The sequence below is a fragment of the Dyella sp. BiH032 genome (genome assembly GCF_031954525.1).
Classification (GTDB): domain Bacteria; phylum Pseudomonadota; class Gammaproteobacteria; order Xanthomonadales; family Rhodanobacteraceae; genus Dyella_D.
Genome location: NZ_CP134868.1, coordinates 151,724 through 163,598 on the forward strand (window position 1 = coordinate 151,724; position 11,875 = coordinate 163,598).

The 11,875-nt window shown below is 66.9% G+C and carries 9 protein-coding genes; 5 read left to right on the top strand and 4 right to left on the bottom strand.

All coding sequences use genetic code 11. The annotated features are described in order from the left end of the window. Positions 1-105: 105 nt before the first annotated feature. The 4 genes from RKE25_RS22840 to RKE25_RS22855 are packed head-to-tail and all read right to left on the bottom strand — an operon-like array spanning position 106 to position 6,745. Positions 106-3,858: a hypothetical protein gene (locus RKE25_RS22840; RefSeq protein ID WP_311842510.1), complete on the bottom strand. Its 3,753-nt coding sequence runs from the start codon at positions 3,856-3,858 to the stop codon at positions 106-108. A 34-nt stretch (positions 3,859-3,892) separates the two neighbouring features. Continuing rightward, on the bottom strand, positions 3,893-5,017 hold the full coding sequence (locus RKE25_RS22845; protein ID WP_311842511.1) for a tyrosine-type recombinase/integrase: 1,125 nt from the start codon (positions 5,015-5,017) through the stop codon (positions 3,893-3,895). Next, positions 5,014-5,697 (bottom strand): hypothetical protein, encoded by a 684-nt coding sequence (locus RKE25_RS22850; protein WP_311842512.1) that lies wholly within the window; start codon positions 5,695-5,697, stop codon positions 5,014-5,016. The genes RKE25_RS22845 and RKE25_RS22850 overlap by 4 nt, the downstream gene beginning before the upstream one ends. Continuing rightward, entirely contained in the window at positions 5,690-6,745 is a 1,056-nt protein-coding gene (locus RKE25_RS22855; protein ID WP_311842513.1) for a hypothetical protein, read from the bottom strand. Before RKE25_RS22855 ends, RKE25_RS22850 begins: the two co-directional genes overlap by 8 nt. A gap of 247 nt (positions 6,746-6,992) precedes the next feature. On the opposite strand from RKE25_RS22855, the gene RKE25_RS22860 reads away from it, so the two are divergent. From RKE25_RS22860 to RKE25_RS22880, 5 genes are all read left to right on the top strand, one after another. Beyond that, positions 6,993-8,678: a DNA-binding protein gene (locus tag RKE25_RS22860; RefSeq protein ID WP_311842514.1), complete on the top strand. Its 1,686-nt coding sequence runs from the start codon at positions 6,993-6,995 to the stop codon at positions 8,676-8,678. After that, positions 8,675-9,148 (top strand): hypothetical protein, encoded by a 474-nt coding sequence (locus tag RKE25_RS22865; protein ID WP_311842515.1) that lies wholly within the window; start codon positions 8,675-8,677, stop codon positions 9,146-9,148. Before RKE25_RS22860 ends, RKE25_RS22865 begins: the two co-directional genes overlap by 4 nt. A gap of 135 nt (positions 9,149-9,283) precedes the next feature. Beyond that, positions 9,284-10,156 carry a hypothetical protein gene (locus RKE25_RS22870; RefSeq protein ID WP_311842516.1) on the top strand — a complete coding sequence of 291 codons (873 nt, stop codon included), beginning with the start codon at positions 9,284-9,286 and terminating at the stop codon, positions 10,154-10,156. Between the two features lie 136 nt (positions 10,157-10,292). Continuing rightward, positions 10,293-11,084 (top strand): hypothetical protein, encoded by a 792-nt coding sequence (locus RKE25_RS22875; protein ID WP_311842517.1) that lies wholly within the window; start codon positions 10,293-10,295, stop codon positions 11,082-11,084. A gap of 77 nt (positions 11,085-11,161) precedes the next feature. Continuing rightward, on the top strand, positions 11,162-11,848 hold the full coding sequence (locus tag RKE25_RS22880) for a hypothetical protein (protein WP_311842518.1): 687 nt from the start codon (positions 11,162-11,164) through the stop codon (positions 11,846-11,848). Positions 11,849-11,875: the final 27 nt, after the last annotated feature.

Here is an 11,875-nt window from a genome sequence, read left to right on the forward strand (position 1 = left end):
GAACGGGGCCGTGCCATCACGCATAGATGCAGCGAAGGGTCCCGCCACACGCGTGACCCTTCCTAACGTGGGTTGCACAAGGCGGCCAACGGGTGGGGCTCATGCTTACCCCGCCGCGCGTCCGGTGGCGGCCCACGTCTGCACACGTCGTCGGGTGGCCTTATGGATCGCTGCGGGATGCAAGCGAACAAACGTCTGCGCCACAGCGGCCCGGTACTTCGGGTCGCTCCCGCCCGGAAAGCAGTCAATGGCAAAGTTTCGGAGGCGGCCTACCGCCACGTTAGGGTAGGCGCCTCGATCAAGGTCACGGAGCAGGGCAAAGATGGTCTGCACGCCCACCGTGGGGTCGCCCTTCTTGATCCGACTGAGCAGCAGATTTGGAATGTCCCCGCGCTTGTCATTTGGTAGCTTGCACGCGGCGGCCAGCATCGACACCGGAAAGCTTATCCAGCTCCACCCGTGGCGCATGAGCGTGGCGAGCAGTGTGACCGCGCGCGGGACGGACCACCAACCGAGCGAAGCTCCACTCGCGATGAGCCGGTGCACGCTGCACACCTTGGCTTGTCCAATGTGGGTCGTGACCGCACGCATCATCGCCTCCTCGGTCAGGTAGGCCCAACCGTGGGCCGCCGCCAACGCGATGCCGCTGACGACGGGATTGCCAAGCAGACCCGCGCAGCGCTTCAGCTCCATGTTCGACAGGGCAGGGGCCTCGATCAGTTCGATATAGCGCTCCACGGTCTCCTTGACCCGGAGCCAGAACGCGCGCGTCGCCCTCCGCTCAGCGGCCGTGAGCGGAATCCAAGCCATGCGGCCGTCGTCCATCAGCGCGACGTGAGCCCGTGTTCCACGCTGGTGGCGCTCATGCACGTACCACCAGTCGAACAGCTGCCAAACCGCTTGGGGGGTCATGACGGCTTTGTCCGGCAGAGCGCTCAACAATGACTCTGCACCGATATCGACCAGCAGCAGCAGGCTGATGGGATCCACCACCACCCGCGCGCATTCGACCAGGCTTCGATCGTCCGAGTTGATCTCCTCCGGAGTGCCGGGATGGCCGGTGGGTGCCCATGGGGAGCTCTTCCGCAGCAGCGTCCGCGGACTGACGCCCCAGGCCTTGGCGATCAGGGCGATGCCGGACCCACGCTCCGCCGCCGTGCTGAGCTGCTGCTGGCGCGCGTGACGATGGGCCGTGGCCTGCTGCGACAGTCGGTCGCGCAGCGCCTCGATGTCGGGCTGGAGCGTCTCCACGCCGGTCGTGGTGCTGGGCAAGAGATGCACCAGTTGCGCCGCCTGCAGCACGCCCCAGCGATCGGCGCCGACCACGTCGACAATGGTCGCCTCGGCGCCGGCGAACGGTGGGGAGGTGAGCACCCGTCTTTCACCGGGTAGCGCGCCTAGGAGCTCTGCGATCCAGGGGAAATGCTGGCTGTCCAGCGCGCGCACGCCCGGCAGGCCCTCGCCAGGTTCCTCCAAAAGCAGAGCGTGCTCGTTGAACCGCTCGATCCCGTCCTGCGCAATGGTGACGTACGCGATGCGTCCGTAGGCGACACGGGACGGTCGTGCGCGGCCGCCCAGCAGCCCGCTTGTGAAGACGGTACCCGCCGTTTCCGGCGTGACTTGCATCGCCGACGTCAGGGTGAGACCGACATCGTCGTGGAGGCCCAGCAGCGCCCGGGCACGGAGCAGATGCCCGTACTCTTCCGGGTTACGGGGCGCAATCTGCACGCTTCGCAGCAAGCGGTGGCCAGTGCGACGCTGGCCCAGGCTCAACCCGAGCTGCGCCCAGTTGAGGATCAGCGCGCCGTCGTGCACGCCCTGGCGTATCGCGTCGGTCAGTAGCGCGTACGCCCCCGCTCGATCGCCGGCACGGCGAAGGGCCTGGGCAGCGTGCTGCAGCACCTGCGCGTCGGAGGGGAACTGGTGGATGAGCTGATCGACCAGCTGGCGCGCATCCGCCCACCGAAACGTCTTGGAATAGATGCGAAGGAGGGCGAGGGCCCCGGACAGGTCTCCGACCGCTCCACGGTCGGGCCACGCCTGGCGCTCGATGTCCGGAAGCCAGGCGATCGCCGCCTCATCGAGGTCGGCGCGCACGAGATCCTCGGCGAGCGCCAGGCGGTGAGGCGCTTCGATCGTCAGGTGCGGCGCCAGATCGGTGACGGCCTGACGCACGCGCTCGTCCTGCTCCGGTCCGGCGGCGCCGAAGTTGCCGACCAGCCACGCGAAAAGGGGAAGCGACGGCTCGTCCCGGTTCACCAGGCCGAGCATGGTGTCGACGTGCGCCGGCGTGACCAGGCTGTCCTGACCGGTCGTTTCGACGCGGATGCGCTCGATGTGCGCGAGCACGCGGTCCTCCGCGGTCGCCGCTGGATCGGCGAAGACGCGGTCGATCAACGTGGTCGCGCGCGCGGTGTCGCCCTGCCAGGTGTAGGCACTGGCCAGGATCAGCGCCGCGCGACGGTTGTCCGTCCAGCGCGTGATCAGAGCCTCGGGCGGCAGGGGCACGCCTTCGACCGCCGACAGGGCGCACCGGTAGAGCCACAGTGATGCCGGCGCCTCGGGCAAGCCGAGAGCCTCTTCCCAGGCCGTGGCCGCCGCCGCGAACTCTCCCAGGGTCCGCTTGGCGTGGCCGAGGTTCACGAGCATCGGCAGGCGCAGCCCAGGACTCTGAATGGCGGGATCGGCGAGGAGCCCCTCCAGCTGCGCCGCGCACCCGCGCAGCGCCTCGGTCACCGGGGTGCCCGCGTCCTGGGCGCGGATCAGCTGCCAAGTGCGGGCACCCAGCTCGTTGGCCCGGGCGCCGGGTGGCCAATCGGCCTGGCGGTTCCGGGCGCGCTCGTACCAGACGACGGCCGTCGCCATCTCGCCGTTCTGAAAGGCGGCGTCGGCCAGCGCCAACGCGATCGGGAGCGGGTCGCCCAAGGCGTCGGTTGCGAACGCCTCAAGCGCAGCGAACGGCATGTCCTCGCGCAGTGCGTGCACGCGCACGTACGAGCCCACCACCTGAGGTTTCGTTGCCGGCGTAGCCGCTGCCAAGGCCGTGGCCAGCCAGGCATCAGCCCGCGGCGCATCGCCCTGCAGTTGGGCCGCGTGCGCACCGAACGCGATCACCGCGGCGCTTGGCGACGGCTGCAGCAGCTCGCTCTCCACGAGGGCCACGATGGTCGCGAGCTCGCCCAGCGCAAACCTCGCCCGCACTTCCACCAGCAAGCGCTCACCGCGCGTCGCCGTCCCGGTGTAGCGCGCCAGTTCTTCCAGGGTGCGCCCCGGATTGCCAGCGTCGGTCCACGCGCCCAGGGTGCGCAGGGCCATGTCGCCGCTCGCGGGACCGATGTCCGGTGCGGCGGCCGGGATCGCCGCGCTGGGCAGCGACTCCCAGGCCTGGCGCATGGCCTCTAGATAGCCGGGGGATACGTACGCCATGAGGCCTTTGGCCAGACGAGGACGGCGGGAGGTTTCCTCGGCCAGGTCCTGCCGCGCGATCACGGTGACGTTGGGAAGCGAGTGGATGGTCGCGTCGCGTGCGTGGGTCTGCAGCGCGGCGTCGCGCTCATTGAGCGTGCACACGATGTAGTGCGTGAGCGGCGGTGTGAACGCGTGGGCGGCCGCGACTTCGACATCGAGCTTCGCCGGCGTGAGCTTCGTGCGGGTGTAGGCCTTGGCCTGCACGCCGACCCATTCGCCCGTCGCATTGCGGAAGTACAGGTCGACGCCCGCCTGGGCCTGCCCTGAGCGGCCGTTCCGTTGTGGGGGGAACGCCAGGCCGTCGCGCTCCTGGAAATACAGGCACAGCCACTCTTCGAACGCGTCGTCGCCCAAGGATTCCAGGTGGTGGGACCAGTGCGCGGTGCTCATCGCGCCGCGCGCCTGAGGCAAGACCGATCGTCCATTAGCGCCCCTGGGTGCCGCCACGCGCCCGCTGCCGCGCGCGCAATTCGGCGACCGCATTGGCACCGGCTTGGGAGCGCCGCGTGTAGACAGCCACCATTTCAGCGCTACGCCAGCCGCCGGCGTCCATGATCTGCGCGATGGTCGCGCCGCCGTTGATCAGGTCGTTGGCGGTCCCCACGCGGGTGGAGTGACCGGAGATGCTCCAGGCGTTCGTCAATCCGGCCTGGATCGCACGCCGGCGGAAGATGCGTGCCACCTCCTTTGCCCCCAATGCGACGACGGGCGGCTCGCGCCCTTCCTCGAGGGCCGTTTGCACACGCCGCTTGGGGCGGCCGCCCACCGGACGAAACAGTAGTCCCTCGTCGATGCCCGCCGCGGCCTGCCACGCGCGAATGCACGCCATCGTCTCCTCGGACACGTGGCGGTAATCGCGGCGCTCGCCGGTTTGGTTGCTCTTGCTACGCGGGAGCCATAGCGACCAGCTGCCACGGGCCCGATTGAAGTGGAGGTGCTCGACCCGCACCGCGACCAGCTCCGATTCGCGGGCGAGCGTGTCGGAGGCCAGTTTGAGCATCGCGGCATCGCGCCGATCGCGCGGATGCGTGCCGAGGGTGGCCAGGATGGTCGTGATGTCGTCGGTGAGCAGCTCACCGGCCTGGCGCGTCAGGTTGCCATTGTCGGGCTCGCCGTCCGTGCCGGCGCGCTCGGCCAACTGCTTCTTGATCGCCCCCCACTTACGCTTCCACCGCGCATCCTTGGCCGGGCTGGGAAGCCCGGCGGCCTCGTGGATCAGGCCGACGGTGTAGACGTAGCGCTTGAGTGTGCTGAGCTTGCGCCCGCGAATGAGAGCGTTGTTGATGAAAGACGCCAGTTGATCCACATCCGCCGGCAAGGGCGTGTGGTGCTGGGCCTCGCACCAATCGATGTATTGCAGCCAGTCCGCGCGCACGGCGGCCACCGTGGCGCGGGCCTGGCCGGCGTGAAAGTCCGCTTCCCAGGCGCGCAAGCGCTCCAGCAAGGCCGGCGCCGACGGCACCGCGACCACCGGCTCGAACGCGGCCGGCGCAACGGCCGCCAGGTCGTGCAGATCCTGCAGGCTGTCGACGACCAGCAGCTCGGTCATGGGTCGACGTCCTGCTCCGGCGCCGGCTCATCGGCCCAGCGGTAACCGGGCGCTTCGACCGCGTCCTTGATCAAGGCGAGGCCTTCCGCGCTCGTCAAGTCGATGTCCGCCAGGATCTCCCAGTCGTCAGGATCGAACGGCGGCGTGTACAAGATGTAGACCAAGTCGTCCGGGTACTGCTTCGAACGCCAGCCGAGCGCCGCGTGCTGGACGCCGTGCTGCGTCAGAAAGCGTTCGACGGCGGCGGCCATGCCTTGGGACATCGCGTGGACGCTGTTCGTGCAGGCGATGTCCCAAGCCGCGTCCTCGGGCGAGTCGGCGGCCACAAAGCGTAGCCGATGCGGGCGGTCCACCCGGATGACGAGGGGAATGTCGCGTTTGGCGCGCAGGCGCACCAGACGGCGGCCCTCATAGAGGCCTCGCGGCACCGTGACCGTGTTGTCCGCTTTCGGAGCCAGCGTGCGCAGGATGATCTCCCACAGTGCGCCGCGGTGACCGGTGGCGACGTAGTACGCCGCGCGCAAGTTGGGTTGCCCCGGCGGGCCCATCAGCGCGAAACGGGTGTCGCAACGCGGGTTCGCTGAGCGCGCATCGAACTCGGCACGGTAGGTGTGCGCCACCTCGTCGCCGGCGCGGATGGTGTGGGTCTGGAAAGGCCATGTCGTGATGAGGTCAGTCACGGTGACCCTCGCCCGGCGCCAACTCCTTGGCCAAGGCGATGACCGCCTCGGGCGCTTCACCAAAGACCTCCGCCGGCGACCGCGGCTCGTCGCTCACGAAGTTCAGCGTCAAGGCGGCGGTGACCGGGTCGCTCATATCGATGCCCGGGGCGGCGAGCGCCGCCTTGGACAGCGCCGTGTTGGGTTGATAGAGCCAGGTCGCGCGCTTCCAGCGGCCCTGGTCCTGATCCGGTGCGTCAGACCAGCCCGCGCGGGTCCGCAAGGTGGCGAACAAGGCACGGCGATGGTCGTCCGTCAGGCCCTTGGCGCATTGGAACTCAGGATGCATGTAGGTCCGGTCGCTCGACGACCAGACGCCGAACAACTCATCGGCCCGGCGCTTGCGGCTGGCCCACGAGCTGGCGTCTTCCGCGCGCACATTCCACCGGCTGGCGACCTGCGCGGCGGTGAGGCAATGCTCGTCCAAGAAGCGCTGCTTCTCGGTGCGCGGGGCAGGGGCGGCCTCCGCCGCCTCGGTGGCTGGGGCGTCGGCGGCCAGGCGCTCGACCAGGCGCGCCCAGTCGGTCTCATCGCCGCCGCCATGCTTGGGCGAGACCTCCACCAGCAATCGGACGGGCTCGGAAAACTCATGTCGCGCCCGATTCGACGCGTCGAAGATATCGTGGTCGTGCAGGGTGAACGCCTTCGACAGGTACTCGCGGCTGAGCCCGGTGCGCGCCGGACGCACCGCGACGGTGTGGTCCTGCGCCTCGAGCAGCGCCCAGGCGTTCTCGCACTGGTTCGTGCCCGACCATAGGCGCTTGAGCGTCTCGGCCGCCACGGTGCGCCGGCCGAACACCCGGGCCACCGTCGCCTTGATCAGGCTGATCGCGTCTTCGGGAATGTCTTCTTCGCGCGCGCCCAGCGGCGCCATTAGATAGAACGCCAGGCCCGGCGCGACCACGCGCTCGTCCGCACCGCGCTTGCGGTCCAGCTCGAACAGCGAAATGCGGCCCACCGAGGACGTCACGCGATGGTGCGCGGCGTCCAAGCGCAGGCCCAGCTTCACGACATTCACCGGGGCGGTGGCGACGTGGACAGTCATGGCGTTCTCTCAAGGCGGAATGCGTCGACCCTGAGGTTACGCCGGTCAGGCGCCATTTGCAATCGTACCGACGAGCACGGAATAGGTAATAAATGAAATTATTGCCCATCTAACAAACGTAAGGCTATTCGCTACATAGCCTTTGTTCGATACTTTACAGTTGACGTCGCCCGCGGTACGCTGGCGGCCACGACCTCACTCCGGACCGCCCGTGGCCACGCCCAACGACAACTTGCGGACCTCGCGCTGGGACGCCGCCGTGGCGGCCGCCGTCACTGGGCGCGCCACGGACGGCGACTTGGTTTGGACACGGCTCGACGAAATGCGCTCAACCTTGCAGCGGTTGATCGACACCGGACGCTGCGTGGCCTGGTACACCGATCCGCGGAGCGATCACGGCGTCAACAGCGTTAGGGTGACCACACTCAAGGTGGAGGCGCCGGTGCCAATGGGACTCGGGCGTCGCGCGATCGATCCCAGCAAGGCGGCGGACCATGCCATCGCCCTCGGCGGTGAGGGCCGTACCCTCGTTCTCACGCCAGCGTCGCTCACCTATTTGCCCGGGCCCACGCCCGCGCGCAGTGGTTTCCAGCTGCTGGGGGGCAAGCTCGCAATGCGCGCGCCGTTCCCACACGCATCGGGCGTGCTCCAGTTCGACAAGGCACAGGATGGACCCTCCCCAGCGTTGCTGCTGGTGGACGGCGAGATGGATCTGCCGGAGGTACTGCGGCGCGCTGACCACCTCAGCGATCTCGGCGACCTCGATGGCGTGCTTCAGGCCTTCATGGGCGGACATCGCGCTAGTGCCCAGCCGCTGCACGAACGTGTGGCTCAGCAAGACGCGATCGCCCAGATTCGCACGCGCTACGTGGCGGCGCGTGGCCCCAAGCCGCGCCCTCTCAGCCAAGCCGACATCGACGTCATCGTAGAAGCGGCACTCGACCTCGGACAGGTGCCCAGCCTCAAGCTCGTGCACGCCGTCACCAATCGTCAGGGTTCCCCAAACGCGGTCTATCCGAAGATCACCTCCGCGATGGCACGGCTCTCGCCTGCTCGCCGCGCCTCGCCACCGGACGTACACAAGGGCTTCTGGGAAGCCTGGCAGTCGCTGCAAGCCGCGGCTACTGAGACCGGCCAACGCGCACTGGACGGCGAACGCGCCACGCTGGACATCGAGCGCCAAGCGCTGCGCGCCGAGAAGGACGCGTTTGTCCAGGCCCAGGCGGCTGCCGCGAGCGCGCACGACGAACGAGAGCGCCACCTCGCCACGCTGCAGCAGGAATTGCGCGAAACCAAGGACACCGCGGAGCGTCTGCAGAACGAGGCGAGCGGTCTGCGGCAGGCCCTGCAAGCGGCGGACGCGCTAGGAGCCCAGGATCGCGGCGCGCTCGCCGCCGCCGAGCAGACCATCAAGGAATTGACGGCATCACGCCAGGCCGTTACGGAAGAGCGCGACGCGGCCCGAGCCGAGATCGCCACCGCGGATGCCGCGCGCGTCGCCGCCGCCACGGCGCTAATCACACTGCAGGAACGCCACGAGCGCCTCGCCGGCGAACTAACGACTCTCACCGTTGAGCTGGCCACGGCCCGCCACCAGGCCGACGCGGCAGCTGCCCGCGCATCGCGCGCGGAGACACAACTCGCGGATCAGCAGGCGGCCGTTACTCGCCTGGAGCAGCAGCGCGACCGCGACGTTCGCCAGTGGGGCGCCCTCGAGGAGCGACTCAAAGCGCGCGAAACCGAATGCGAGACCTTGCGCCCACTAACCGTGCAGCTGGCCACGGCGCAGCAGACCATTGCCCGCCTCGAGGGCGAGATCACGGCGCTGAAGAGTGCGTCCGCCCCGAAACCTGCCACCAAAACCAAGCGCACCCGCAAGCAAGGAGATCCGACATGAGCCGGCCGCACCGCACCTATCACGAGCAGTTGGACGACGTGCGCGAGCAGCTGCGCCACGGTCGAGGCCCGACCCCGCGCGCCCAGCACGCCGGCGCGGGTGGGCGCAGCCCCAAGGGTGGACCGGGACAGACGGCGGCCAGCGCGGCCGATGCAGTCGCACGCACGATCCATTCGCTGGAGCAGGCGGCCACCGAGACCCGCCGCGTCCACGCCGACGGTGCGGCGCAGCGGACGCAACGGACCCACGACACATTTGCCCAGGGCTATCGCCAAGCAAAGACGCAAGAGGAACGTCGTGACGCGGCCGACCGGATCGAGCGCAATGACCAACAGCACCGCGAGTCCGAGAACCGCCATCGCGCGCGCCAGGACTGGATCGACTTCGGCAAGTTCGCGATCGTCGTGAGTGGCTTCGTGGTCCTGGGTTTGGCAGCAATAAAGGCCGGGCGCGTCACGCACGTAGCTTAAGTCGCAGCGCAATCATCATCCGTCGGGTGGTCACGTCGATGTCCGCAAAATAACCGCAGCCTCACTCGATCAAACCTACCACATTGATCGGCCACAGAATGTAGCGATGGCTTGTACAAGCTAATGGACCGGCCCGTGACGACTCCTACCGACGAAGTCAGCCAAGAACTGCAGCGCGCCTACACCTACTTCAACAATTCCTTGTTTGGAGGCACGCTGCCCAACACGATCGTGCTTTCGTACCAGCGCGAAAGTAACTCGTTCGGGTTCTACCGCAAGCGTCAGTACGTTCACCGATCGCGTCGTGAAACAGGCGAGCTTGCCCTCAACCCGAGTTGGCTGCCGGTGCGCAGCCTCACGGAGAGCCTCGCGACCATGGTGCATGCCATGTGCCGACTCCAGCAAAGCTTGGTTGGCCAGCACCAAAGTCGACCCAGCTATCACAACCGTGAACTGGCCAACTACTTGAAGCAAGTTGGACTATTACCGCGCGTCGACGGCGATCCTAACGGCAAGGAGACCGGCCATCGCGTCGGTCATGTCATCGAGGAGGGCGGCCCCTTCGACGTGGCGTGCCGCAAGCTGCTCGCGGAGGGCTTCGCATTTTCTTGGGTCGATCGCCACGCGGCGGCGCTGCCCCACACGGCCACGCCCGAACAGGCGCGCGCTCCACGCCTCGGCGACCACGACACCACGGAGGAACCGCTGCCCAATGCCCCCGTCGCCGAGGTGCCACCACCGCCGCTGCCCGAGCCGGCGTACGCTTCGCTTCAGGACAAGCTCGTGTACCGCGAGCCGACGCCCGCCGGCAGCCGCCGAAAGTACCAGTGCCCGGGCTGTCGCACACCATTCTGGGGCGGCCACGGCATCGAAGCGAAGTGCGTCCCGTGCGACCGCTACTTTGCCGACGTGGATCCAGCTTCGGCAAAGGCACGTCCCGTTCGCCGCAAGCTCCGGCCCGTACGACACCAGGCCAATACCCGGCCGCGCGCAAACCGGACGCGATAGTTACTGTGCCTTCTGGCAGGAGCCCATTTGAGCGGGGCTTGCGCGTAACGTGGGAGAATGCCCCGGATGCGCGCGCGGCCGGGACGATCCATTCCCAAATGCCATCATTTACATTCGTTTGCGTCGGAGTCGCCTGATGACAGTCGTTCAAACTGGACCGCGGTGTGACATCAAGATCGCAGACCTCGCGCCTATCCCGCTTGGATCTCTGGTCCTTATCGCCAGTCATTATCGCGACTGGCGCGACGCAGCCTTAGTACGGGCAGCGGCAAATGGGTCAGGAACAGGAGGCATTCTCTACTTGGCTCTGTCCGAGCACCCTGGTGTTGCGCTAGACCGGTGGCAAAACGAGTTAGCTCGCCGTATCGAGTCACTGGCGCGGCAAGCGGCCGACAAGGAGCACGGAGAGCACGAGCCTTCCTATGACGACGCGTCCAAGATTCATCTTGACGCCTCGTGGCGAACGGCGCGGGCCGCCACCATCGATCGAGAGCAACAGCAACTCTGGCGGCTCGTGGAAGCGATCGATATTTCGATTGAGTCGGTTGCGCGACCGACCGTCCAGGCCATTTCGAGGACGATCACTCCCATCGCCGGCAGTACGCGCATGCTTGTCGTAGACGACATGGCATCTATGCGGCGCTCGAACGGAACTTCAGGTTCACCGCGGATGGCGGGAGAACATGCCCGCGCCTTGAAGGACTTGGCCGTCGAGCTCAACATTCTGGTGCTTGCGGGTCTAAGTGCCCCTCAAGTCTTTGAGAAAAACCGCAAGGAGCAGGTGGAGCGGTTCGTCTCGCCAAGTGATTTCGCCTCGCTGGGCCAACCCGACGCCGCAGCAGACGCCGTCATAACGGCTGTCGAGGGCTACCACGGATACGAAGAATCCATCGTCACTGCTCGCTACGGATCGGTCAGGCGTCGCTGACGAAGATGGCGTAAGGCTCTCGCGCGACAGTGCATCGGAGCTGTTCGCCAATCCACTTTCAGCCTAATGGAGCAAGCGTGGTCCCAGCAGCAGAGCTCAATTTCTACTTGGCCGACAACGAGTTCTTCTTGGTTCACTGCATAGGTGTTGCCAAGGGCATCGGCACGGACGCTACGAACGCACTCGGGCCGGTGGAACGACTTCAAGTCGCGTATCGACGCAGGAACCAAATCGAGATTTCGTGTTCCATAGTGCTCGGCGGCGATATGTACAACCCGAGCGTCGGATGCATGAACTACTACGGCCCCATTGGGCTCGTGGTTGGGCCCTTCGATGATGCGTCCGTTGGGGCCGCGTTTGCGCAAGGTAGCACGCAGCAGGACCCCGACAGTCCGGACCGGCGCATGTATCCGGAACACCTGAGGGCCCAGTCAATTAATTGCATCCACAATGCAGTAACGCAGCGTGGAGAATACGATTGCAATGAAGTGACGCTCTTTCGCTACAACGTGTACGGTGTCTTTCTCCAAGAATGGATGCGTGTTGTTGATCATCGCACCGGGCAGGAAATGGACATCACAGACGAGATGGTTCACCACGAACTACCCGGCATTCCCGTGTTTCGCATTGGCTACGGCAAGCTTTACGAGTGCAATTGGGATCCGGCCGCCAAGGTTTTCACCAACGGGCGTCGCGTACTAGCTCGCAGCCTTTATCCTCTCGCCCAGTCAGACGTTGAGTTGCTAGGACCGATACCTGCGTGAGCCCGGGCCGTGCCAATGCACCTGGAG